The organism is Ruegeria sp. CDSA193, from assembly GCF_059611885.1.
Genome location: NZ_JBXWPN010000001.1, coordinates 22,869 through 46,001, shown reverse-complemented (window position 1 = coordinate 46,001; position 23,133 = coordinate 22,869). Strand labels below are relative to the sequence as shown.

The 23,133-nt window shown below is 56.4% G+C and carries 22 protein-coding genes and 1 tRNA gene; 9 read left to right on the top strand and 14 right to left on the bottom strand.

What is annotated here, in order from left to right; translation table 11 throughout:
• Positions 1-109: 109 nt before the first annotated feature.
• Both AC2FLG_RS00235 and AC2FLG_RS00230 read left to right on the top strand, forming a co-directional pair.
• Positions 110-715, top strand: coding sequence for a pseudouridine synthase (locus AC2FLG_RS00235; protein WP_496704559.1), 606 nt, complete (start codon positions 110-112; stop codon positions 713-715).
• Between the two features lie 31 nt (positions 716-746).
• Complete coding sequence (locus tag AC2FLG_RS00230; RefSeq protein ID WP_496704557.1) at positions 747-1,172, top strand: VOC family protein; 426 nt, start codon at positions 747-749, stop codon at positions 1,170-1,172.
• A 2-nt stretch (positions 1,173-1,174) separates the two neighbouring features.
• On the opposite strand, the gene AC2FLG_RS00225 is transcribed toward AC2FLG_RS00230, so the two are convergent.
• The 4 genes from AC2FLG_RS00225 to AC2FLG_RS00210 are packed head-to-tail and all read right to left on the bottom strand — an operon-like array spanning position 1,175 to position 3,272.
• Complete coding sequence (locus tag AC2FLG_RS00225) at positions 1,175-1,477, bottom strand: putative quinol monooxygenase (protein ID WP_281972059.1); 303 nt, start codon at positions 1,475-1,477, stop codon at positions 1,175-1,177.
• Entirely contained in the window at positions 1,471-1,974 is a 504-nt protein-coding gene (locus tag AC2FLG_RS00220; protein WP_281972058.1) for a GNAT family N-acetyltransferase, read from the bottom strand. The genes AC2FLG_RS00225 and AC2FLG_RS00220 overlap by 7 nt, the downstream gene beginning before the upstream one ends.
• 3 nt (positions 1,975-1,977) lie before the next feature.
• Positions 1,978-2,643, bottom strand: coding sequence for an alpha/beta hydrolase (locus AC2FLG_RS00215; protein ID WP_142633653.1), 666 nt, complete (start codon positions 2,641-2,643; stop codon positions 1,978-1,980).
• Positions 2,640-3,272: a DNA-3-methyladenine glycosylase family protein gene (locus tag AC2FLG_RS00210; RefSeq protein WP_496704556.1), complete on the bottom strand. Its 633-nt coding sequence runs from the start codon at positions 3,270-3,272 to the stop codon at positions 2,640-2,642. The genes AC2FLG_RS00215 and AC2FLG_RS00210 overlap by 4 nt, the downstream gene beginning before the upstream one ends.
• A 96-nt stretch (positions 3,273-3,368) precedes the next feature.
• Between AC2FLG_RS00210 and AC2FLG_RS00205 the strand changes: the two genes are divergently transcribed.
• Positions 3,369-4,595 (top strand): MFS transporter, encoded by a 1,227-nt coding sequence (locus AC2FLG_RS00205; protein WP_496704555.1) that lies wholly within the window; start codon positions 3,369-3,371, stop codon positions 4,593-4,595.
• 3 nt (positions 4,596-4,598) lie between these two features.
• Here AC2FLG_RS00205 and AC2FLG_RS00200 read toward each other — a convergent pair whose 3' ends face one another.
• From AC2FLG_RS00200 to AC2FLG_RS00185, 4 genes are all read right to left on the bottom strand, one after another.
• Positions 4,599-5,375, bottom strand: a complete 777-nt coding sequence (locus tag AC2FLG_RS00200) for a squalene/phytoene synthase family protein (protein WP_281994999.1) — start codon at positions 5,373-5,375, stop codon at positions 4,599-4,601.
• A 2-nt stretch (positions 5,376-5,377) separates the two neighbouring features.
• Complete coding sequence (cimA, locus tag AC2FLG_RS00195) at positions 5,378-7,012, bottom strand: citramalate synthase (protein WP_496704554.1); 1,635 nt, start codon at positions 7,010-7,012, stop codon at positions 5,378-5,380.
• Positions 7,013-7,048: 36 nt separating this feature from the next.
• Positions 7,049-8,458: a cysteine--tRNA ligase gene (gene cysS, locus AC2FLG_RS00190; RefSeq protein WP_496704552.1), complete on the bottom strand. Its 1,410-nt coding sequence runs from the start codon at positions 8,456-8,458 to the stop codon at positions 7,049-7,051.
• 318 nt (positions 8,459-8,776) lie between these two features.
• A complete protein-coding gene (locus tag AC2FLG_RS00185; RefSeq protein WP_496704550.1) occupies positions 8,777-9,289 on the bottom strand; it encodes an outer membrane protein in 513 nt (170 codons plus the stop codon).
• Positions 9,290-9,698: 409 nt separating this feature from the next.
• On the opposite strand from AC2FLG_RS00185, the gene AC2FLG_RS00180 reads away from it, so the two are divergent.
• Complete coding sequence (locus tag AC2FLG_RS00180) at positions 9,699-11,243, top strand: trimethylamine methyltransferase family protein (RefSeq protein ID WP_496704549.1); 1,545 nt, start codon at positions 9,699-9,701, stop codon at positions 11,241-11,243.
• Positions 11,244-11,296: 53 nt separating this feature from the next.
• On the opposite strand, the gene AC2FLG_RS00175 is transcribed toward AC2FLG_RS00180, so the two are convergent.
• Positions 11,297-11,542, bottom strand: a complete 246-nt coding sequence (locus AC2FLG_RS00175; protein ID WP_271947247.1) for an EF-hand domain-containing protein — start codon at positions 11,540-11,542, stop codon at positions 11,297-11,299.
• Between the two features lie 539 nt (positions 11,543-12,081).
• The gene (locus tag AC2FLG_RS00170) at positions 12,082-15,702 is read right to left on the bottom strand and encodes a vitamin B12-dependent ribonucleotide reductase (RefSeq protein ID WP_496691195.1); all 3,621 of its coding nucleotides are present in this window, start codon (positions 15,700-15,702) and stop codon (positions 12,082-12,084) included.
• A gap of 533 nt (positions 15,703-16,235) precedes the next feature.
• Here AC2FLG_RS00170 and AC2FLG_RS00165 point away from each other — a divergent pair.
• A complete protein-coding gene (locus tag AC2FLG_RS00165; RefSeq protein ID WP_281972049.1) occupies positions 16,236-16,670 on the top strand; it encodes a hypothetical protein in 435 nt (144 codons plus the stop codon).
• A gap of 12 nt (positions 16,671-16,682) precedes the next feature.
• Here the strand turns inward: AC2FLG_RS00165 and AC2FLG_RS00160 are convergent.
• From AC2FLG_RS00160 to pdxH, 4 genes are all read right to left on the bottom strand, one after another.
• Positions 16,683-16,759 (bottom strand) — tRNA-Pro (locus tag AC2FLG_RS00160).
• Positions 16,760-16,802: 43 nt separating this feature from the next.
• Complete coding sequence (locus tag AC2FLG_RS00155) at positions 16,803-17,270, bottom strand: DUF192 domain-containing protein (RefSeq protein ID WP_281972048.1); 468 nt, start codon at positions 17,268-17,270, stop codon at positions 16,803-16,805.
• Positions 17,271-17,276: 6 nt separating this feature from the next.
• A complete protein-coding gene (locus AC2FLG_RS00150; protein ID WP_282021219.1) occupies positions 17,277-17,783 on the bottom strand; it encodes a cold-shock protein in 507 nt (168 codons plus the stop codon).
• Between the two features lie 142 nt (positions 17,784-17,925).
• On the bottom strand, positions 17,926-18,531 hold the full coding sequence (pdxH, locus tag AC2FLG_RS00145; protein WP_496704548.1) for a pyridoxamine 5'-phosphate oxidase: 606 nt from the start codon (positions 18,529-18,531) through the stop codon (positions 17,926-17,928).
• A gap of 135 nt (positions 18,532-18,666) precedes the next feature.
• Here pdxH and fabI point away from each other — a divergent pair, with 135 nt between their 5' ends.
• The 4 genes from fabI to AC2FLG_RS00125 all read left to right on the top strand — a co-directional run bounded on the left by fabI (position 18,667) and on the right by AC2FLG_RS00125 (position 23,121).
• Positions 18,667-19,473 carry an enoyl-ACP reductase FabI gene (fabI, locus tag AC2FLG_RS00140; RefSeq protein WP_142633624.1) on the top strand — a complete coding sequence of 269 codons (807 nt, stop codon included), beginning with the start codon at positions 18,667-18,669 and terminating at the stop codon, positions 19,471-19,473.
• A 3-nt stretch (positions 19,474-19,476) separates the two neighbouring features.
• Complete coding sequence (gene gpt / locus AC2FLG_RS00135; RefSeq protein ID WP_496688181.1) at positions 19,477-19,986, top strand: xanthine phosphoribosyltransferase; 510 nt, start codon at positions 19,477-19,479, stop codon at positions 19,984-19,986.
• A gap of 36 nt (positions 19,987-20,022) precedes the next feature.
• On the top strand, positions 20,023-21,198 hold the full coding sequence (locus AC2FLG_RS00130) for an aminotransferase (RefSeq protein ID WP_496704547.1): 1,176 nt from the start codon (positions 20,023-20,025) through the stop codon (positions 21,196-21,198).
• 81 nt (positions 21,199-21,279) lie between these two features.
• Entirely contained in the window at positions 21,280-23,121 is a 1,842-nt protein-coding gene (locus AC2FLG_RS00125; RefSeq protein ID WP_496704546.1) for a SurA N-terminal domain-containing protein, read from the top strand.
• The last annotated feature ends 12 nt before the right edge of the window (positions 23,122-23,133 follow it).

The following is a 23,133-nucleotide window of genomic DNA, read 5'->3' as shown; positions in this document are numbered from 1 at the left end:
AGCCCTGAGTTTCCACAATATCTCGGGGATTGAGTATTCCGAATCCGTAACAGGCCGATGACAGTTATCCACAGGTTGCACCAATTCGATCGCCGGGCTATGGCGGGTAATGTCCTGGTTCATCCGCTTCAATAAACCATTCAATGTATTGCCGCAGTTCACGGATCGCGCGAATGCGGAGTCTCCGCGCAGTACGCTGTCGGATTTCATTGATCTGCCGGACGTGTATCCCGCCGGGCGATTGGACCGCGATAGCGAAGGTTTGATGCTGTTGACCGACAATGGTCGCCTTCAGGCGCAGATAGCCGATCCCAAGCATAAAATGGCTAAGACCTATTGGGTGCAGGTCGAAGGGGAGCCAGACGCCTCCGCCCTAAAAGCCCTGCGCGATGGTGTTGAGCTGAAGGAGGGCTTGACCCGCCCTGCCAAGGCGCGATTGATGGATCAGCCCGAGGCATTATGGCCGCGCGACCCGCCGATCAGAGTGCGGCAGACGGTGTCGGATTGTTGGGTCGAACTGGTCCTTCGAGAAGGTCGAAACAGGCAAGTGCGCAGGATGACGGCGGCCGTTGGGCACCCGACCCTTCGACTGATCCGCGCCCGGATTGGCGACTGGACTTTGGACGGGCTTGAGCCGGGGCAATGGGATAGCCTATCTATGCCTGCCCTCGCGCCATCTTCTTCGCGCAAACGGGATCGGCGCCCACGTCGGTGACCGAAACGCCTATTTGTGATAGGATAGAGGAATGAAGGTATCACCTGACATTCCGCAGCCAACCGGCCTTTTAGAAGCGTCACTTTATGTCGACGACCTGGATGCTGCAGAGCATTTCTATGGGGACGTTCTGGCGCTTGAGCAAATCCAGCGTGTCGCCAACCGGCATGTGTTCTACAAGGTGGGTGGTTCAGTGTTGCTGCTATTCAATGCGGCAGAGACCGAAAAACCTCCAGACAACCCGCGCCTGCCTGTTCCCGCCCATGGCGCCCAAGGGCCGGGTCATGCCTGCTTTGGCATGGCGCGCGCGCAAATCGCGGTGATGCGAAAACATCTTATAGACTGGAACGTGCCCGTAGACGCTGAATTCGAATGGCCGAACGGAGCATTGTCACTTTACGTTCGCGACCCGTCCGGGAATTCCATCGAATTCGCCGAGCCTTCCTTATGGGACTAGGATCACCGCAGCGGTTTCTTGTCACCTCCCGTGATCCGATAGATCAGACTTTCAGTCACTCCGACCTTGCCCAGCACCGCCTGAAATGTTGCCATGTGCGGTGTGGCAAAATGCGCCTCGAGCGCGGCCTGACTTTCCCATTCTTCGTAGATCCGAAACCGATTGGCATGACCCAGAATTTGGCTGAATTCATAGACCGTGCAGCCTGCTTCCTTCACCGTCTCGGCAACCATTTCCTGCGCAGCTTTTCTGGCAGCCTCGACACCTTCCGACGTAATTTCGATAGTTCCGGTTACGATCAGCATGGTATCTCCAATCTCAGATCAATCCGTTTGGTAATCCTGTCGACCGGCGTGCCGTCACGAAGGGGCACACCAAAATCAACCGAGTAATCTTGGAATCCCATCTTCTCGTAATAGTTCAGGCCCATCCGGTTATCAGCCCTTATTGTCGCGCTGATGGAGCCGAGCCCAACCCCTACGGCAAATTTGGCGGTTTCTTCAAACAAGGCACGCCCTGCCCCCTTCAAAACCGGTTCGCGGCGGGTGAAGGTTGCAATGTCAGCACAATCGTCGGGCAGTGCGTCATTCACCCCAAGCCATTGAAACCCGGCAACCTCACCTTGCGCGTCCATCGCCACATGGCTGCAAATCTTATCGAGACCCAATAGATAACTCTGCGCAAACTGCGCCTCGGAGAAAGGGGTTTCGAACGCAGTCGTACCACCAATGGCGATGATCTGGTTGAGCAAATCGCAAGCTGCTGCGACATCCTCGGGCATCATGGGGCGGACCGCAATCATCGCTTAAAGGCTCAGCTTGTCACGCATGAAAGCCAGTGCGACGCTAAGACCATCCGGGGCAATACCGTGGCCGGTGCCCTTCATGACATGGGCATAGACCTCTTTGAACTCAGCCGCTTGCAGGGCCTCGGCGGCTTCGGGCAAGGATTGTGGCGGCACGACGTCATCGGCATCGCCATGTACCAGTAGGACCGGCATGCGGCTGACTGTTTCATCCGGCAGTAGATCGGGTTCCAGAAGGCGTCCTGAAATGGCTACTATCCCGGCCACTGGGTCCTCGCGGCGCGGGGCGACATGCAGGCTCATCATCGTGCCTTGCGAAAATCCGAACAGAACCACCTGCTCGGGCAGAACGTCTTCGTCCACCATCAACGCATCGAGGAAAGCGTCGAAGTCATCCGCCGCCATTTCCATCCCGCGGCGCGATTCTTCTTCGGAAGAGCCATCAATCCACGGGATCGGGAACCACTGAAAGCCATTGGGCATACCCGGGATCTGCTCGGGCGCGTCAGGGGCAACGAACAGAGTGTCCGGTAGATGCTCGCCCAACACATCGGCCAACCCCAGCAAGTCGGCCCCGTTGGCGCCATAGCCATGCACGAACACCACGACCGAGCGCGTATCGCCCGAAACCGGCTCTTTTCGGAGCGCATTCAAAACCCGTGTCATCTGATCCCTTCTCGTTCTTTTGCGACCCGGTAATAGGCCCACAACACCCGCGCTGCAACCGACCGCCAGGGTGACCACGCTTCGGCCATCCGGCGCAGTTCTTTATCCGTAGGGCGCATGGGTAAATCATAGAGGATGCGCGCGGCCTCTTGCAGCGCAAGGTCGCCCGGCGCAATCACATCGGCACGGCCCAGAGAAAACATCGCGTAAATCTCGGCAGTCCAGACGCCTATGCCTGAAACTTCGGTCAGGATCGCCACAACATCCTCATCAGGTGCGTCGCGTAACGCTTTGTAATCAATACGAGCCTCCGCAAGCGCTCGGGCATATCTGATCTTTTGGCGGCTAAGGCCCACCGCACGCAAATCCTCATCGGTGGCCCACATGATTTTGCGTGGGCCCGTCAGTTTTGCATCTTGCAGGCGTTTCCATATGGCATTGGCCGAGGCCACGCTGACCTGTTGGCTGACGATCGCGCTGAGCAGCTGGGCAAACCCGTCAGGGCGCCGGCGCAGCGGCAAAGGCCCGGTCTGGTCCATCGCATAGGCCATGCGCGGACAGGTCTCGGCCAGCCACTTGGCCCCGTCGGCCACGCAATCGGGGGTTTCAATGATACGTCCGACGGACATGCGCGCTCCGGCAAATTGGTCAGCAGCACGTTAGGGTGCTTTGTCGCAGATGCAACCGTCTTGTATGACCCTGCTTTCATCGCTACGCATTGGCGCATGACAATGACACCCACGATCCCGGATAACAGTCAGGCCAAGCGTAATGTCGCTGTTCTGGTCGCAGCTCAGGCCATTCTGGGATCGCAGATGCCGATGATCTTTATTGTTGGCGGTCTGGCCGGGCAGTCGCTGGCCACCAATGCCTGTCTCGCAACCTTGCCCATCTCGCTGATCGTGCTGGGGTCAATGCTGGCGGCAACGCCGATTTCCGCCATAATGCAACGCTGGGGACGGCGCGCAGGGTTTCTGGTTGGGGCAACGGCAGGTGCCTGCGGGGGTCTGGTTGGGGCCTACGGTTTGTATCTGGCCTCGTTCCCGGTCTTTCTGGCGGGCAGCCTGCTGACCGGCATCTATATGAGCGCGCACGGATTCTATCGCTTTGCCGCCGCGGACACAGCCTCGGACGCGTTTCGCCCTAAGGCAATCTCATACGTCATGGCCGGCGGTCTGGCCGCCGCGCTCATTGGCCCCCAAATCGTTAAGCTGACCTCAACCGCCTATGTGATCCCATTCCTGGGCACTTATCTGGCGGTGATTGTGCTCAACATTCTGGGCTCGGTCTTGTTTTTCTTTCTGGACATCCCCACGCCTGCAAAAGCCGCTGAGGGGGCCCCGATCGGGCGCACCCGGCTTGAGATGCTAAAGACGCCGCGCATCGCCGTGGCCATCATCTGCGCAATGGTTTCTTATGCGTTGATGAATCTGGTCATGACATCCACTCCGCTGGCAGTGGTTGGTTGTGGCTACACAGCCAATGACGCGGCAGATGTGGTCTCTTTTCACGTTCTCGCCATGTACATCCCCAGTTTCTTCACCGGCCAGTTGATTGCCCGTTTCGGCGTCGAAAAGATCGTAGCTCTTGGTCTCGCAATCCTTGCCGGTGCTGGCGTTGTCGCCTTGCAAGGGGTTGAGCTTGAGAACTTCTTCATCGCTCTGATCTTGCTGGGCGTCGGTTGGAATTTTGGCTTTATTGGCGCGACCACCATGTTGGCGGCATCGCATGACATCAACGAGCGTGGCCGTATGCAGGGTCTGAACGACCTGCTGGTATTCGGTGGTGTAACACTGGCTTCGCTTGCTTCGGGTGGATTGATGAACTGCTCTGGCGGCTCACCGGTTGAAGGCTGGACCGCGGTAAACCTTGCCATGGTTCCATTGTTGACTCTGGCCGGGGGCGCATTGCTTTGGTTGGTTCTGCGCCCGTCCGATCCCGAAACGGTCTGAGGTCTACCAGCGACCCCGGACCACCTTCCACATCAGGGAAACCCGGCGCCGAACCTCTCCCTGCATCAAATTCCCTGCGGCCACGCGATCTGGCTGAGCAATCGCCTTGCGCAACACCCATTCAGATTGCCAACCCGCCAAAAGCGCCGGGCGCGCCTCTGGTGAAATCGCCAGACGCTGTCCCTGTGCGCGCCGTAACCGGTTCAGTGCCTTTTGCGCCAGATCGCGCACTGCATCGGGTGTTCCATCCAACAAAGGAATACGCCCGCGCGCCTCAAGATCCGGGATTGCGCGCAACCAGTTCGCCACGCCAACGGCATAGCCGAAATCTCGTAACACAGGCTCGTCGGCCTCACCCAAAGATTGCGCCGACGCCACCATCAAACTGGCCGAACTGTGATTGAGGTAGGCCTCGAAATGGGCCTCGTCCTCAAACGGATCGCGATAGATATCCCAACGTCTCACGGCCACGTATTCATCCAGCATCACCGCCAGATGTGGAGAAAGAACCTGCGATAACGGCGTCACGACCTCATGTCGACGCACAGTCGGACCTTCAGCAATTTCCTGCAATGCATCGCGCCACCATTGCAGGCGCATTTCGGCAATCATCGCCTCTTGCGTGACCCAGGGCGCTCGGGCGACCTCGACATTCAGGGCATAGATCGGAAACAGAACCGAACGTGCGGAAACCGGCGCGGCCATCGCCGCCATGAACCGGTCCGGATCGGCGCGATGCACCAATGCAGCACAGGCCTTCAGATCGTCATTGAACTGCACCGTCACTCGGCCACCACCGCCCGAGGACGGCAATCCCGTACAAGCTTCCACTGGATCGCATCCAATAGGGCCTCAAACGACGCATCCACTATGTTCGCGCTGACCCCGACAGTCGACCAGCGCCGCCCCTGCCCGTCTTCGCTGTCGATGATGACCCGCGTCACGGCCTCGGTTCCGCCTTGGGTGATCCGCACCTTGAAATCGACCAGATGCATGTCGTCCAATATCCGCGAATATTGCCCCAGATCCTTGGCTAGAGCCTTGGCCAAAGCGTTCACTGGTCCTCGGTCGCTGCCATCTTCGTCCAGAGATTCACTGACCGACAGCTTCTTTTCCCCGTCGACCTTCACCACGACAACCGCCTCGGACAGGCTGACCATCTTGTCATACTTGTTCTTCCGCCGCTCAACCGTGACCTTATAGCGTTTGACCTCGAAAAAGGCGGGCAACTGACCCAGCTCATCGCGCGCCAACAGCTCAAAACTGGCCTGGGCGGTGTCATAAGAATAGCCTTCGGCCTCGCGCTGCTTGATCCGGTCAAGAATGCGCCCCAGCGCCGGATCACCACTTTCCACGCTCAGGCCGGCCTCAGTCAGGCGTTTACGCAGATTCGACTGCCCCGCCTGGTTCGACATCGGGATGATCCGTGCATTGCCGACAGTCGCCGGATCGACATGTTCGTACGTCGACGGATCCTTCAGGATCGCGCTGGCATGCAGCCCTGCCTTATGCGCAAAAGCAGACGCCCCCACATAGGCCGCCTGCTTGCTGGGAACCCGGTTCAGGATTTCGTCCAACATACGGCTGACCCGTGTCAGACCCGCCAAGGCCTCGACGCTGACCCCAATATCAAACTGCGACACATAAGGTTCTTTCAGCAGCAAAGTGGGGATCAAAGCAGTCAGGTTTGCATTCCCGCAGCGTTCGCCCAACCCGTTCAGGGTTCCCTGAACCTGACGCACGCCCGCATCCACAGCAGCGAGCGAGCACGCAACTGCGTTTTCCGTGTCATTATGGGTATGAATGCCCAAACGATCACCTGACAAGCCTGCGGCAATCACCTCGGATACAACCCGCGACACTTCACCGGGCAATGCGCCCCCATTGGTGTCACACAGAACAACCCAGCGGGCTCCGGCCTCTAAAGCGGCCCTGCAAACCTGGACCGCATATCCGGGATTGTCCCTGTAGCCGTCAAAGAAATGCTCGGCGTCAAACAACGCCTCTCGCCCCTGCGCCACGATATGCGCAACCGAGGCGCGGACGTTCTCGACATTCTCGTCCAGAGTGATCCCCAGCGCCTGGGTCACGTGGTAATCATGCGACTTACCCACCAGACACACCGCCTTCGTGCCCGCGTTCATCACCGCCGCAAGAACATCGTCATTCTCAGCCGACCGGCCCGAGCGTTTGGTCATCCCAAAAGCGGTCAACCGCGCCTCAGTCTTCGGCGCGGCATCAAAAAACGCACTGTCGGTCGGGTTCGCGCCGGGCCAACCGCCTTCGATATAGTCCACACCCAACTCGTCCAGAGCCTGCGAGATCTGCACCTTCTCAGCGGTCGAGAACTGCACGCCCTGCGTCTGCTGCCCATCGCGCAGCGTGGTGTCGTAGAGGTAGAGACGTTCCTTGGTCATTTTTGGCTCTCTGGCTTGATCGGACGAGGCAGGTGGTTAGACGTTCTCTAGCTTCGACGCGTCGAATCCCGATCCGGCTACAATCTCAACCGAATCTTTACTCATGCGTACTTCCAGACCTGCGGCAGTATAGATGGACTTCAATCGATCCACTTCCGTAAAGTCCTTTGTTGCCATTGCAACTCGGCGGGCATCAAGGATCCGAGACTGAAGCTCCGTAAAATCGAACTCAACATCATTCCAACCAGATAATTCGTCAGTTAACAAACCTAGTAGTTGAGCCGAAGCGACAAATTCTCCAGGATCTTCAAGCTTCCCGCTCTTTACTCCTTCAGCAAGAAAATTGAGGCGGCGCAGAGCTTCAGCGGTATTCAGATCATCCTTTAACGCGTCAGCAACTAAGTTAGTCACTCGTGTTGGCTCAATTCCACTCGCCAACTCGCGCCATGCCCGGAGTTTTTTTTCCGCTTCACGTGCCTTTTTCTCAGTCCAGTCCATCGGTTTGCGATAATGCGTCTGCAAGAACACAAACCGGATCACCTCACCAGGCACGCCCTGCTCCAGCAAATCATGCACGGTGAAGAAATTGCCCAGCGATTTGGACATTTTCTTACCCTCGACCTGCAGCATCTCATTGTGCAACCAAACACGCGCAAACTCGCCATGCGGGTGGGCGCATTTGCTCTGGGCGATCTCGTTTTCATGGTGCGGGAACATCAAATCGTTGCCACCGCCGTGAATGTCAAAGCTCTCACCCAACAGCTCATAGCTCATGGCCGAGCATTCGATATGCCAACCCGGACGCCCTCGGCCCCAAGGAGACTCCCACCCGGGCAACTCGTCGGTAGACGGCTTCCACAGAACGAAATCCATCGGGTTCTTCTTATACGGCGCAACTTCGACCCGGGCACCCGCGATCATGTCATCCACGGACCGACCGGACAGGGCTCCGTATTGCTCTTTCCAACTGTCCACCGCGAACAGAACATGCCCTTCGGCCGCATAGGCGTGACCCTCGGCAATCAGATCCTCGATCATCGCGACCATCTGAGTAATATATTGCGTCGCGCGCGGCATCTCGGTCGGCTCCAACGCCCCCAGCGCGCCCATGTCGTGCAGATACCAGCCAATGGTCTCATCCGATCGTTCCTGCACCAAATCCTCCAGCGACCCTTTGGCCCCTGCCTTCTGTCGAGACAACGCGGTCGCGTTGATCTTGTCGTCCACATCGGTGAAATTGCGCACATAGGTCACATGATCTGCGCCATAAACATGCCGCAGCAAACGATAGAGCACATCAAACACGACCACGGGCCGCGCGTTACCCAGATGGGCACGGTCATAGACGGTAGGCCCACAGACATACATCCGCACATTGTCGGCGCTGATCGGAACGAAATCCTCTTTTGTCCGTGTCCGTGTGTTGTGCAGTTTGATCGTCTTCATCTGTCGGCTCCTAAGAACGGCATAGCGTCTCGCGTTGGCGCGGGCTTAGCAACTTGTCTCAGGGAAGAAAACGAAAGAAACCGGCCCGCTTGATAAATCAGCAGGTAATGCAGCAGATAATGATGCAGGTCATCCGGTTCATGGATCATCCTCTAGCACGGCTATCCCGCCGCGCCAAGCCTTACGTTCTATCATGACCAGGGAGTGATTGGCGAACGCCTTGAATTGGAATAGGAAATTGACGCCATGTTCCGCAAACACCTGACCTTCTTGGTCGTGAATTCGGCAGCTCAGATCATATTCAATCTGGAAATCTTGCTAAAACCGGAATGTCGTACGCAGGTTGAACACATTCGAATCCAGCCCCCCATTCGATCGGGTAACGTCATTGAAATTCTGGCGCAGCGCCTCACCGCTGATGACGAAATTATTGCCAATCGGATAAGCGACACCAATGCCATAAACCGCTGCGGTATCGTTTTCGACCGTGGAATCCACGCGCGCCGCACCGATAACTACATATCCCAACGCATTACCGAAATCGTATCCGCCGCGCAGTTTCAGCCGGGTCATGCTATCCAGACTGCCTTCGCCCTGACCAAGATTCAGCGACAGCCGGTTATACTCAAGCTCACCACCCAACACGAACTTGCCGAAATCAAAGTCATACCCGAGATGAGGACCAAAGGTGGTGTCGCTGCCGCTTGAACCATTCGGCCCGTCTGCATCAGCATAGCCAAAGCTGAATCCCGCATAGGCACCGCTCCAATCCTCGGCCAAAGCCGGTGAGAAGCCGGATGTCGCCAGAGCAACAATTAATGCGATATGCACCTTCCTACGATTCACCAAAAACCTTTCAGCAATGCTTTCGAGTATTCAGATCAATTTGCTACAAACTGGGCCGCATTCGTTAAAAAAGTGTTTAGCCTAGAGGCCCAATTCAAGTAAGCACAGGAATTATAGCAGACTTCGACCGCCTCGGGGAAAAATATCTTTAGGCAACAATCACTTGAGAATTTGCTTCGCTTTTCGGCATCAAGGTCGCAAATAGAACAGATAATGCCGTTCTGAATTGGAACACTGCGGCCACTGGATGAGGAACCAAATGCAGAACGAATTTTGGAAAATCCACCTGATCAGCCGCACAATCGGCGCGGATCGGGGACGTGCTGCAAGGGGGCGGCCGTCAGGCTTTTTGTAAGGCCTCTCAAAATACGTTTCTCACTATTGGATCCTAAACATGAACGACCAACCCCGTAACTCTTCCCGCAGTGGCGGACGTGCTGCGCGTCGTGCTGCCCGCGCATCTGCTCTGCCTGATCATCTGCGCCCTATCCGCCCGGGAATGGAGGGCGGACGCTACAAGCCACTGACTCAGCCACAAGTCGAACGCATTCACGAGGCCGCGCTGCAAGCGCTTGAAACCATAGGTCTGGCGGATGCTCCGCAAAGCGGGATCGACTATCTGATTGGCGCGGGCTGCACACTTGGCGACGACGGACGCATCCGGTTTCCGCGCGCGCTGGTTGAAGACACCATTGCCAAAGCCAACCGCTCGGTCACATTGTTCAGCCGGGATGGTCAAACTGACCTGGAATTGTCGGGGGCAAAGGTTCACTATGGGACCGCCGGTGCCGCTGTCAGTATGGTTGAAGTCAATGGCCGCGAATACCGCGATTCGACTGTGCAAGATCTGCACGATGCCGCGCGGATTTGCCAACAGCTGGACAACATCCATTTTGTCCAACGCCCGATGGTTTGTCGCGATATTTCCGACAATCTCGAGATGGACTTGAACACGATTTATGCTTGCAGTTCTGGCACTTACAAGCATATCGGCACATCGTTCACCGATCCTAGTTATGTCGCACCAGCGATGGAGCTAATCCACATGATCGCAGGCGGTGAAGACAAGTGGCGCGAGCGGCCATTCATCTCGAACTCGAACTGCTTTGTCGTACCGCCCATGAAGTTTGCCACTGAAAGCTGTCAGGTGATGGAGGAATGCATCAAGGCAGGAATGCCTGTTCTGCTTCTTTCGGCCGGAATGGCAGGTGCAACTGCTCCGTCCACAATCGCAGGCGCCATTGCCCAGGCAACTGCAGAATGTCTTGCCGGTTTGGTTTATGTAAATGCCGTAAAGCCAGGTGCCCCGGCGATTTTTGGAACCTGGCCCTTTGGGTTGGACCTTCGGACAGGCGCCATGTCCGTAGGATCAGGTGAACAGGCTCTGCTCAGCGCAGGCTGTGCCCAAATGCACAAGTTTTATAATCTTCCAGGCGGAGCCGCCGCAGGCGCGTCGGATTCCAAATTGCCCGATATGCAAGCGGGATGGGAGCAGATGTGCTCGAACGTCATGGCCGGCTTGTCAGGCCTGAACATGGTTTATGAATCCGCCGGAATGCACTCGTCTCTGTTGGGTTTTTGCTTTGAAAGCCTGATCTTAGGGGATGATCTTATCGGACAGGCGATGCGCTGCGTCCGCGGGATCGAAGTATCTGACGAAACACTGGCATTGGATCAGATGGCCGAGGTTTGCCTTGGTGGGCCCGGTCACTATTTGGGAACCGATGCCACACTTGGGCGCATGCAGGCCGATTATGTGTACCCCGCACATGGAGATCGAACGTCTCCGAAAGAATGGGTCGAGCTTGGCAAACCTGACTTGATCGAAAAAGCGACCGCGCGAAAACTGGAAATCCTGTCGACCTCTTCGCCAGCACAGTTCGATCCGGCATTGGATGCGCAGATTCGCAGTAAATTCAACATTCACCTACCCCGATAAACACTTAGAAAGGCGGCCAGAATTTCCGCCTGGCCGCCTTGAAAATTTGTTAATCAGCCGTTTGTAGATGGCAGCAACCCGGCTTCCTGCGCGATTGCAATTTCATCCTGATCCAGCGCGCCGTCGCCATTTGCATCCATTGCTGCAAATCCGTTTGCGTCAACGTCCGGCACGACGGCCTGAACTTCTTCGATTGTCAGAACGCCGTCCCCATTGGTATCCGCCGCAGACTGCGCGACAGCCAAAGTCGGCAGAGCAAAAGCAAGTGCAGAAAATGTGACCAGAGTATTCAGTTTCATTGTGATGCCTCCTGATAGAGTTTGTGTGTTTTGTGTCCGGACAAGCATCAAGAACACGCAATCACCACCAGTTGTCAGCCACTGAGTGCCATCGTTTTGATTTCGCGCCAAACTCCGCGCGTTTGCCAGAGTCGCATCCGCGATCTGTCGCTGGGTAAAACTCCCCCAAACACGGTCGGCGGTTCTTGCCCGATGGGAAACAGGCAATATGGCGAGGCTCTGCCGAGATAACGGCTTTAGGACAAAAAGAAAGGGGGCCGAAGCCCCCTGTCAGTTTCGCCATCCAGGCTCCATTCGTTGACCGCCCGGTGTTTTGTTTGCCTGCGGCCTGGACGTCGCATGGAACGAGCGCACCCGTTCCGTGAAAGAGTGGGAAAGAGCAAATATTCCGCCCCACCCTGTTCCCGGCCAACACGGGCATGTCGGCCGAGTGGACCAAGGCATCGAAGGTAAGTCTCTGCGCCTTGATCCGTATTCGTCGGGGCCGGCAACTGTGGCAGCTTCCGACCCCTGCGCCCCGGGTTGCCGGGGCGCTTAACTCAGCTACACCCGCTTGTTGAGCCGCAGGTGTTGCATTTCATGCAGGTGCCGTTGCGCACCAGCGTGTAGTTTCCGCATTCACCGCAGGGATCGCCCTCATAGCCTTGCATCTTGGCTTTGGTGCGGGCGTCCATCCCGGTTGCTACGGCGGTTTCGGCCACCGGCGCTTCGAATGTGGCTGCGGTTTCGGCCATGCCGTTCACCACGTTCTGTCCGCCGTTCAGAACCATCAGCTCCTGAGGCATCCGCTTGCGCAGATACCCGGTCGAACTGATTTGTTTCAGCACTTCCAATGACTTGGACGCCGCGCTTTCGCTGATCTCGGACACGTTCGAGACACCTTCTTCCTCGCCCCGGCCCAGATCATCAAAGCTTGCGCCTTCTGGTTTCACATGGGCCAGATCGGTGCGGTCCAGATAGGACACGGCCAATTCGCGGAAGATGTAGTCCAGGATCGACGTCGCGTTCTTGATCGAGTCGTTGCCCTGCACCATCCCAGCGGGTTCGAACTTGGTAAAGGTAAAGGCATCCACAAACTCTTCCAGCGGCACGCCATATTGCAGGCCAACCGACACGGCGATGGCAAAGTTGTTCATCATCGCCCGGAAGCCCGCGCCTTCCTTGTGCATGTCGATGAAGATCTCGCCCAGTTGGCCGTCTTCGAACTCACCGGTGCGCAGATAGACCTTGTGGCCGCCGACAATCGCTTTTTGCGTATAGCCCTTGCGGCGATGGGGCAGTTTTTCGCGATGGCTGCGGATCATTTCCTTGACCACAACCTTCTCGATCACCTTCTCGGCCAGAACGACGGCTTTTTCCTGCGGCGTCCCGGTTTCCAGCACCTCGGCTGCCTCTTCGTCATCCTCGACCAGCGCGGCTGCCAATGGCTGCGACAGTTTAGAGCCGTCGCGATACAGCGCGTTGGCCTTCACACCCAGCGACCAGGACAGCTCATAGGCTTTCTGGCAATCCTCGATGGTGGCGTCATTCGGCATGTTGATCGTCTTGCTGATCGCACCCGAAATGAAGCTCTGCGCTGCAGCCATCATGGTGATATGGCTGTCAACACCCAGGAAACGCTTACCTTTCTTGCCGCACGGATTGGCGCAGTCGAAGATCGAATAATGCTCTTCCTTCAGATGCGGCGCGCCTTCCAGCGTCATGGTTCCGCAAACGTGGTCGTTGGCCGCGTCGATATCCGCTTTGGTAAAGCCCAGATGGCGCAGCAGATCGAAGGTCGGGTCATTCAGCTTGGTCGCAGGGATGCCGAGAACCCCGGTGCAGAAATCCTCGCCCAGAGTCCACTGGTTGAACACGAACCGGATGTCGAAGGCGCTTTCCAGCGCGGCATCCACTTTGGCCAGTTCATTGGGGCCAAAGCCGTGACCCGTCAGCGAGGTGTGGTTGATCCCCGGAGCGTTGCCGATGGTGCCATGACCAACCGCGTAGCTGACGATCTCTTCAATCTGAGCCGAGGAATACCCCTGCTTTTCCAGCGCTGCAGGCACCGAGCGGTTGATGATTTTGAAATACCCGCCACCGGCCAGTTTCTTGAACTTCACCAAAGCAAAGTCCGGCTCGATCCCAGTGGTGTCGCAATCCATCACCAGACCGATGGTTCCGGTTGGCGCAATCACAGTGGCCTGCGCATTGCGATAACCGTTCTGCTCACCCAGGCTCAGCGCTTCATCCCAAGCTGACATCGCCAGATCAACCAAACGTTTATCCGGGCAGTTGCCATGGTCCAGAGGTACAGGCTTCACTGCCAGTTTCTCATACCCTTCAGTCACACCCTGAGATGCGCGTCGGTGGTTGCGGATGACCCGAAGCATGTTATCGGCGTTGCGCTCATAGCCATTGAACGGCCCCAATTCGCCGGCGATCTCGGCCGAGGTTGCATAGGCTACACCGGTCATGATCGCGGTCAGCGCGCCACAGATCGCGCGACCTTCATCCGAGTCATAGCTATAGCCCATGTTCATCAGCAGACCGCCGATATTGGCATAGCCCAAACCCAAAGTGCGGAAGTCATAGGACAGCTGCGCGATTTCCTTGGACGGGAACTGCGCCATGGTCACCGAGATCTCCAGCGTAAGGGTCCACAAGCGCGAGGCATGCATATAGTCCACTGCCTGGAACTCATCATCCTTGAGGAAAGTCAGCAAGTTCATCGACGCCAGGTTACAGGCCGTGTCGTCAAGGAACATATATTCCGAACACGGGTTTGATCCGCGAATCTCCCCATCTTTGGGGCATGTATGCCACTCGTTGACTGTGTCGTGAAACTGGATGCCGGGATCGGCGCAGGCCCAGGCCGCGTGGCCAACCTTTTCCCACAGGTCGCGCGCCTTGACGGTCTTGGCGACTTTCCCGTTTGTGCGGTTGACCAGCTCCCAGTCCGCGTCCTTCTCGACAGCGGTCAGGAAGGCGTTGGTTACGCGAATCGAGTTGTTCGAGTTCTGGCCCGAAACCGAGCTGTAGGCTTCCGAATCCCAATCCGTATCGTAGGTCGGGAATTCGATGCTATCGTGACCCTGCTTGGCGTAATCCAGAACGCGTTTGATGTAAGTCTCGGGGATCGCAACATTTTTCGCCTGGCGAACCGCCTTTTTCAGGCTGTCATTCGTCTTGGGATCATACGCGTCTTCCTGCGCGCCGTCCCAGCTGCGGATGGCCTCGAAAATGCCGTTCAGCATCTTCTCGTGCATCTTCGATCCGGCAACGATCGAGGCCACCTTCTGCTCTTCGATCACCTTCCATTCGATGAATTTCTCGATGTCTGGGTGATCTGCATCGACGATGACCATCTTTGCTGCTCGACGGGTCGTGCCGCCTGATTTAATCGCGCCAGCGGCGCGGTCGCCGATCTTGAGAAAGCCCATCAAACCCGAGGATTTACCGCCACCCGACAGTGCCTCGCCCTCGCCACGCAGGTGGCTAAAGTTGGTCCCGGTTCCACTTCCGTATTTGAACAGGCGCGCCTCGCGGACCCACAGGTCCATAATGCCACCCTCGTTCACCAGATCATCATCTACAGACTGGATGAAACACGCATGCGGCTGCGGATGCTCATAGGCGGATTTCGATTTGGTCAGCTTGCCTGTCTTATAATCGACATAGTGGTGCCCCTGTGCCGGGCCATCGATTCCGTAAGCCCAGTGCAGGCCGGTATTGAACCATTGCGGGCTGTTCGGCGCAGCGCGCTGAGTCGCCAGCATATAACGCATCTCGTCGAAATAGGCGCTCGCGTCATCCTCGGTCGAGAAATAGCCACCTTTCCAGCCCCAATAGGCCCAGGCGCCGGCAAGACGGTCAAACACCTGCTTGGACGAGATTTCGCCCCCAAATTCAGCGTCCTCAGCCGGAACAGAACGCCACAGGAATTCAGGGACATCCTTTTCCTTGACCTTCTTCAGCTTGGTCGGAACGCCTGCTTTGCGGAAATACTTCTGCGCGATGACGTCGCTTGCGACCTGGCTCCAGCTGGTTGGAACCTCGATATCGTCCAGGCGGAAAACGATGGTCCCATCCGGGTTTCGGATTTCTGACGTCGCAGAAGCGAACTTAAGCTCTGCATAAGCATCCTGTCCCGATTTGGTAAATTTTCTGTCAATCTTCATGTCCGCCGCCCTAGATTCAATCAACTTGTCCCTTGGCTTTTGATCCCAATAAACGGACCATCTGCCCTAACCGAAAATCTTGGGCGCAGGAAACCGGCCGCTGCCCGAAGCAACGTGACCCCGTTCCGACGGACGCACGTAAGTATGATGTGCTCTCCAGCCCTCGCCCTGTGCCACGTTCTGGATTTTCTACCAGATTTAGTGGCAGCACTTTCGGCCTATACAATCTGGCGTATTCACACATAGATCGTCAACGGCCTTTTTCCGCCATTTTTGGAATCTTTTATGTTGACCGATCCGCATAGACAAACTGGTGAAGGACAGTTTCCGATTCCTCCACAGAGTTATCCGCTATGGTTCGCCATCACCTGGCCAAGTCCGCAATACGATTAACCGTTCTTTCCGGCTTACTTATCGGGATTTGATAAACCAGCCTTAGGATGTCTAAGTTGAAATAGAATCAGCATCCGGCCGATTTCGACATTATTCAGAGGTGCGCGTAGAAGCACATCCAACAAAGGGCAGACCGATCAATGACCGCGTTTCGAATAATTTCCCTGTTTGCCCTGATCGTGGCCTGCACACCACAAGAAACGCCCGCCACATCGCGCAGCGCGCAGTTCTCAGCCTTTCCCGACAAGTTGTTTGCTACGTTCGAGACATCTTGCAACGGCCCGGGTGAGGAATTTAGGAAAATCGGAAATCGTCAGTTCGAGTGTCAGGAACTTCTGCCTCCGAAGACCACAGCCTACCTGATTCTCAACTATGACGGCTATCCACAGAACCTACCCAAAAGTGTGACTCGGCTGACCGCCGAAAAAAATACAGGTGGCTATCTGGTTGAAGCGGATCTGTTTTTTAATGTGCCGCGCGAAACAGGGCCTGCTGCAAAAGTCCCTGTAGAAAGCAAAGAATTGGATAAAACCCTTAGCGCCATCTATCGAACGATGGGTGGGTCGCCATTTTAATTTTTGAAGAAGTGGTCGGGGCGGCAGGATTCGAACCTACGACCCCCTGTACCCAAAACAGGTGCGCTACCAGACTGCGCCACGCCCCGAACCGTGCGCCTTCCTAACCGTGCCGTTCTGATTTGAAAAGCCCTAACAGGGCCAAATTGCCGGACCATGTGAAAAAACTTTGTGCTGGATCTGTGTTCCAGGCGTGATCAGATAACGATCTGCGAGACCAGCGTTGATTTCCAACACCGCGAATACCGAATCGCCCCCTCCGATGGGGGTCAAATCACCGGGAATCGCGTTGTGATGAACTTTCGTTACCATACCCGTCTTATCTATGAAGATCAGGTCCAGAGGAATCAGCGTGTTCTTCATCCAGAACGCAACAGGTTGCGGCGGGTCGAATACAAACAGCATCCCTGAACGTACCGGAAGCGATTCTCGAAACATGAGTCCGCGCGATCGCTCCTGTGGCGACACGGCGAGTTCAATATCAAAGCCGATTTGGGACTTATCATTTTTTAGGCTAACACGATCTGTACGACAGGCGGCGTCTGCGCCACCGGCCCAAAGTAACAAGACAACAGTCAGAACCTTGAAAAGCCCTGCCATGACAGATCAGTCATCCATAGCTGCTTCCCAGGCCATAACCTGGGCCGCCATCCGACCACGCTGTCCGTCTATGACCCGCATGGCCAATGCTTCACCGGGTTGCAGATCCGCAAGCCCCGAACGGCGTAGAACCTCAATATGCAGGAACACATCCTCGCCACGCCCGAATACATTAGCGAAGCCAAACCCTTTGCCCTTGTCGAACCACTTAACCCGCGCAGCCACCAAAGGGGCCGCTGCAATCTCAACTGGATCAAGTTCAGCAAAATCCGCGAGCATCATCGTATCGGCGCGCGCTGGCGGATCGACGCTGATGACTTCGACAGCTTGCACACCGCGATCAGTGCGATGCGTCATAATTTCGATGCCCGCCCCGTCTGCAACCGAGCTTTGACCGAAATTACGCAAAACGTTTACGTGCAGCAGAATATCCGGCCCACCTTCATCCGATACGACAAAGCCGTATCCTTTGGCAGGGTCGAACCATTTAACGTGTCCTCGGACGCGGTACATGTTGTTCAGATCTTCTGGCACTGTGGTCCCACTGCGTTTTTTTTCACTTTATTAAGGGTCCGATGTGTATGGGATTGACGCGCAAATTCAAGGTGAAAAATCCCTTTGTTATCTGCGCATTGCAATTCGCGACACGTGAACGTCATGGATTCAACCTCTGAATCTGCCATTCGGAAGCAGCGTCATCCCGGCACCACCTGAACCTGTCATGCAGACGAAATGCGCCGTCTGCCCAGAATTCGATTTCCGTCGGCACAAGCCGGTAACCACCCCAAAATTTAGGGCGCGGAGGGTTAGGGCCAAGCCTTGCGGTCACTTTCGCCACATCCGCCATCAGCGCGGAACGGCTGCTAAGCGGCTGAGATTGCTTGGACGCCCATGCACCAAGCCGACTTTTCAATGACCTGGAGGCATAATATTCATCAGCCTTTGGTCCATCCTCGCGCGTGATTGTACCACGAACGCGGACTTGACGCCGCAAAGATTTCCAATGCATCACGAAGGCCGCCTTGCCAGCATTGTCCAACTCGCCTGCCTTGGTACTTTCGTAATTTGTGTAGAAAACGAAGGCGTCGGATTCGATCTCTTTCAACAGCACCATTCGTACATTGGGCATACCATCTTCGCCCACGGTTGCCAGTGCAATCGCGTTAGGATCGTTGGGTTCACTCTTCACAGCTTCACCCAGCCACCGCCCTGCTATTGCAAATGGGTCGGTTCCTGCGAAGATGCCATCACGTTCGCTCATTTCCATCCCCTGGAAACTATTGAGGGATACCCTAGGGCGAGTTCCCGCCACGGGCAAGAGTGCACGGCCTTGAAGCAGACCAGCCAATGGCATAAACCAACGCAACATAACGCGAAGACAGGCGGAGAACCGAACATGTCAAATCAGTTGATGGCCGGAAAGCGCGGCCTCATCATGGGACTGGCCAATGACAAATCAATCGCATGGGGAATCGCCCGCGCCTTGTCCGAGGCCGGGGCCGAGTTAGCATTCTCATATCAAGGGGATGCCTTGAAAAAGCGCGTTGACCCTCTGGCGGCACAGCTGGGCAGTGAAATCGTCCTGCCTTGCGATGTCAGCGATGAAGCCTCGATCGACGGATTGTTCGATGCGCTGTCCGAAAAATGGGGAAAGCTGGACTTTGTTGTCCACGCAATCGGTTTTTCAGACAAGAATGAGCTACGTGGGCGCTACGTTGATACGTCGCGGGCGAATTTCAACCTCACGATGGACGTGTCGGTTTATTCCTTTACTGCCGTGATGCAGCGTGCCGAAAAGATGATGACCGAAGGCGGCAGCGCCATCACCCTGACCTATTACGGTGCCGAACAGGTGATGCCGCATTATAATGTCATGGGCGTTGCCAAAGCCGCGCTGGAAGCATCGGTCAAATATCTGGCCGAGGATTTAGGCAAGGACGGCATTCGTGTGAATGCGATCTCGGCCGGGCCGATCAAGACGCTGGCCGCCAGCGGTATCGGCGACTTCCGCTATATCATGAAGTGGAACGAGTATAACTCACCCCTGCGCCGCAATGTGACCATCGACGATGTTGGCAACTCGGCGCTTTATCTGCTTTCCGATCTAAGCGGCGGTGTCACTGGTGAGAACTTGCATGTGGATTCGGGATACCACATCGTCGGTATGAAAGCCGTTGATGCTCCAGACGTTGAGAAGGGTTGAATCATGAGTGCCAAGGACCGCCTGCCCCACGAAAAAGGCTTTCACATCAGCTGGGATCAGATTCACCGCGATTCCCGAGCGCTCGCTTGGCGGCTGGATGGGCAAGGTCCGGATGATGGAGCCTGGCGTGGCGTCGTTGCCATTACCCGTGGCGGCATGGCACCGGCGATGATTGTCAGCCGCGAGCTGGACATTCGCACAGTCGACACGATCAGCGTGCGCTCCTACCATCATCAGGATCAAGGCGAAGCCGAAGTGCTCAAAGCGCCCGACGCTGACCTCATGGGCGACGGCACCGGAATCCTGATCGTCGACGATCTGGTCGACAGTGGCAAAACTCTGGAACTGGTACGGGCGATGTATCCCAAGGCGCATTTCGCGACGGTTTATGCCAAGCCGAAAGGCCGCCCGATGGTTGACACTTTCATCACCGAAGTCAGCCAGGACACCTGGATTTTCTTCCCGTGGGATATGGCTTTGCAATATGTCGAACCCTACCGGGGCACGGATTGATCCGGCCCAAGCGCAGCAACTGACTGGGGCGCTGAGATGACCCGGACGCGCACCGCCGCCACCTTTCCTCCCCCAGTCATGGAGGCGCGCCGGTGGATTGAAGGCGTGACCTTCCCTGAAGACCAGCCCTTGATAAATGTAAGTCAGGCGGCCCCAGTCGATCCGCCCCCACTTGAGATGCGTCAGGCGATGGCGGCTTATGCGTCGACCGAGGATTCCGCTCATCTCTATGGCCCGGTTCTGGGCAACAGCGCCCTCAGGTCTGAACTGGCCAGCCAGATTACGGTTCATTATGGCGCACCTGTCGCACAGGAACAGGTTGCCATTACTTCTGGCTGCAATCAGGCCTTCGCCGCTGCGATTTCCTCCATCACAGACCAAGGGGATGAGGTCATTCTGCCCACGCCGTGGTATTTCAACCATAAAATGTGGCTGGATATGACAGGTGTTAACGCCATTGATCTGAGAACTGATGATAGACTGTTGCCAGAGGTGAACGCGGCGCGGGATTTGATAACGGATAAGACCCGCGCCATTGCTCTGGTCACCCCGAACAATCCCGGCGGTGTCGAATACCCGGCTGAGCTGCTGCGCGCGTTTTTCGAACTGTCGCGCGAAACCGGAATTAAGCTTTTGGTTGATGAGACCTACCGCGATTTCGACAGCCGCAGCGGCCCGCCCCACGATCTGTTCGCTCAGCCGGGCTGGGATGAAACTCTGATTCATCTATATTCGTTTTCAAAGGCCTACCGTCTGACTGGTCACCGAGTAGGTGCTGTTGCGACCAGTCCGTCGCTGCTGTCTGAGATTGAGAAATTTCTGGATACCGTCGCGATCTGTCCAAACCAAATCGGTCAGTTTGGTGCGCTTTGGGGGATGCAAAACCTGTCGCAATGGCTGGCCGATGAACGAAGGGAAATCCTCGACCGTCGCGCTGTCATTACAAGACAACTTCCCAAACTGACCAGTAAAGGATGGCGGTTGCTTGGGTTGGGCGCCTATTTTGCCTATTTCGAACACCCGTTTGACATCTCTTCGGATGATTTGGCCCGTCGGCTGGTCACGGATGCCAGCATTCTGTTGCTGCCAGGCACGATGTTCATGCCCGATCACGACCCGGCCGGGAAACGACAAGTCCGCATCGCATTTGCCAATCTTGATCGCAACGGAATTACGGAATTGTTTGACCGCCTGCACGCTCTCTCCTTCTAAGCTTGCCCCCCGGCGGTGCGCGTCGTATTCAGGGCCGCAACCGACAGGGCAAATACTTGCCGAATAAAACAAGAGGGCACCATGGCCGCAGGCATGAAAAATCTATCAAAGACCTTTGTCTGGATCCTCATGGGTCTTTTGATGCTGGGCCTTGCAGGATTTGGCGCGACCAGCCTGACTGGAACTGTGCACACTGTGGCGCAGGTGGGCAACGAAGATATCTCGATTGACGATTACGTCCGCGAACTTCAGCGAGAAATCCGCGCGGTCGAAAGCCAGACCGGCCAGCCCCTGCAAATGTCACAGGCCCGCGATTTTGGCTTGGACCAGCTGGCTCTGTCGCGCCTCACCGCGCTGGCGGCTCTGGATAACGAAGTTGGTCTGCTGGGTATTTCGATCGGCGATGAAAATTTGCAGGAAGAAATCGTCTCGATCCCTGCGTTTCAGGGGCCTGATGGTTCTTTCGACCGTGAGGCATATCGCTTTCAGCTTGAACAGGTTGGCATGACCGACACCGAGTTTGAAACCGATCTGAGGAAAGAATCCGCACGGACCATCGTACAGGATGCCGTGGTCAGCGGAGTAGAAATGCCCTCGATCCTGACTGAAGTTCTGACAGACTTTGTCGGTGCGCGCCGCAGCTTTACTGTTGCAACCGTTTCACCTGAAGCTTTGGCAGAGCCGGTTGCAACCCCAACCGATGAACAAATCCAGGCCTATTACGACGAGAACCAGGACCAGTTTTCCCTGCCCCGCACCAAAAAGCTGACCTATACGATTCTGTCGCCCAATATGCTGCTGGATAGTGTCGAGGTGGACGAAGATTCAGTTCTCCGGCTTTTCGAACAGCGCGCAGACGAGTTTCAGCAACCCGAACGCCGCCTTGTTGAACGCCTTTCTTTTTCTGATGACGCCGCTGCGCAAGATGCCATGGCACAGATTGAAGTTGGCGGGACAACCTTCGAACAACTTGTCCGTGACCGTGAGCTTGAGCTGAGCGACGTGGATCTGGGCGACGTTACCCGCGACGACCTAGGCGATGCGGCCGAGGCCATTTTCGCGGCTGAACTGGGCACTGTTGTTGGACCTCTGCCCTCGGTATTCGGCCCTGCCCTTTTCCGCATCAACGGCTCGCTGGCTGAGAACAACACTCCCTTCGAAGACGCCGCCCCAGCTCTGCGCGAAGAGTTGGCCGCAGACCGTGCGCGCCGCCAGATCGAGGCTCAGTCCGAAGACATCAATGACCTGCTTGCAGGCGGGGCAACACTTGAGGAGTTGGCAGCCGAGACCGGGATGGAGCTGGGACAGATCGATTGGACTCGCGCCAGTCAGGATGGCGTGGCCGCATATGACGGTTTCCGCAGTGCAGCCGAAGCCGTGCAAGACGGAGATTTTCCCGAGATTGCATTCCTTGAGGACGGTTCGATCTTTGCGCTGCGCCTGAACGAAACGCTGCCTCGTCGGCCTGAACCGCTGGAATCAGCGCGTGATCGCGTTGCGGCGGCCTGGACACAGGTTCAAACTGACAAAGCGTTGGAAGACCACGCGAATGCCGTGTTGGAGCAGTTGCAGGAGAACGGGGATTTCACCACGACCGGTCTACCTCACCGCGTGGAAAACGCTCTGACACGAACTGCATTTCTAGAAGATGTACCCGCAGGGTTCATGCCGGAAGTGTTCGACATGGAACTAGGAAGCTATCGCGTCGTTCCCGGTGCCGGGGTCGCGTTGATCGTTCGACTTGACGAATTGTTGCCCCCTGCCGAGACCGATGAACGCCGTCAGGTTCAACAAGCGCTGGCCGCTCAGCTGAATCAGGCTCTGGCACAGAACATTTTCGATGCCTATGTTCGCGACGCCCAGGCCCGCGCCCGTCCTGTGGTGGATCAGCAAGCACTGAACGCCGTTCAGGCGAGCTATTAATTAAGAGACCGA

Bases quoted from the DNA above. Each gene is read 5' to 3' on its own strand.
- pdxH (WP_496704548.1), bottom strand. From the start codon at position 18,531: ATGAGCGAACGTGATGGCATCTTCGCAGGAACCGACCCATTTGCAATA.
- AC2FLG_RS00220 (WP_281972058.1), bottom strand. From the start codon at position 1,974: ATGATTGCGGTCCGCCCCATGATGCCCGAGGATGTCGCAGCAGCTTGC.
- AC2FLG_RS00215 (WP_142633653.1), bottom strand. From the start codon at position 2,643: ATGACACGGGTTTTGAATGCGCTCCGAAAAGAGCCGGTTTCGGGCGAT.
- AC2FLG_RS00170 (WP_496691195.1), bottom strand. From the start codon at position 15,702: ATGAAGATTGACAGAAAATTTACCAAATCGGGACAGGATGCTTATGCA.
- cimA (WP_496704554.1), bottom strand. From the start codon at position 7,012: ATGACCAAGGAACGTCTCTACCTCTACGACACCACGCTGCGCGATGGG.
- AC2FLG_RS00155 (WP_281972048.1), bottom strand. From the start codon at position 17,270: ATGGCAGGGCTTTTCAAGGTTCTGACTGTTGTCTTGTTACTTTGGGCC.
- AC2FLG_RS00180 (WP_496704549.1), top strand. From the start codon at position 9,699: ATGAACGACCAACCCCGTAACTCTTCCCGCAGTGGCGGACGTGCTGCG.
- AC2FLG_RS00125 (WP_496704546.1), top strand. From the start codon at position 21,280: ATGGCCGCAGGCATGAAAAATCTATCAAAGACCTTTGTCTGGATCCTC.
- AC2FLG_RS00230 (WP_496704557.1), top strand. From the start codon at position 747: ATGAAGGTATCACCTGACATTCCGCAGCCAACCGGCCTTTTAGAAGCG.
- AC2FLG_RS00165 (WP_281972049.1), top strand. From the start codon at position 16,236: ATGACCGCGTTTCGAATAATTTCCCTGTTTGCCCTGATCGTGGCCTGC.
- fabI (WP_142633624.1), top strand. From the start codon at position 18,667: ATGTCAAATCAGTTGATGGCCGGAAAGCGCGGCCTCATCATGGGACTG.
- gpt (WP_496688181.1), top strand. From the start codon at position 19,477: ATGAGTGCCAAGGACCGCCTGCCCCACGAAAAAGGCTTTCACATCAGC.
- AC2FLG_RS00150 (WP_282021219.1), bottom strand. From the start codon at position 17,783: ATGTACCGCGTCCGAGGACACGTTAAATGGTTCGACCCTGCCAAAGGA.
- AC2FLG_RS00210 (WP_496704556.1), bottom strand. From the start codon at position 3,272: ATGTCCGTCGGACGTATCATTGAAACCCCCGATTGCGTGGCCGACGGG.
- AC2FLG_RS00175 (WP_271947247.1), bottom strand. From the start codon at position 11,542: ATGAAACTGAATACTCTGGTCACATTTTCTGCACTTGCTTTTGCTCTG.
- AC2FLG_RS00130 (WP_496704547.1), top strand. From the start codon at position 20,023: ATGACCCGGACGCGCACCGCCGCCACCTTTCCTCCCCCAGTCATGGAG.
- AC2FLG_RS00225 (WP_281972059.1), bottom strand. From the start codon at position 1,477: ATGCTGATCGTAACCGGAACTATCGAAATTACGTCGGAAGGTGTCGAG.
- AC2FLG_RS00205 (WP_496704555.1), top strand. From the start codon at position 3,369: ATGACAATGACACCCACGATCCCGGATAACAGTCAGGCCAAGCGTAAT.
- AC2FLG_RS00235 (WP_496704559.1), top strand. From the start codon at position 110: ATGTCCTGGTTCATCCGCTTCAATAAACCATTCAATGTATTGCCGCAG.
- cysS (WP_496704552.1), bottom strand. From the start codon at position 8,458: ATGAAGACGATCAAACTGCACAACACACGGACACGGACAAAAGAGGAT.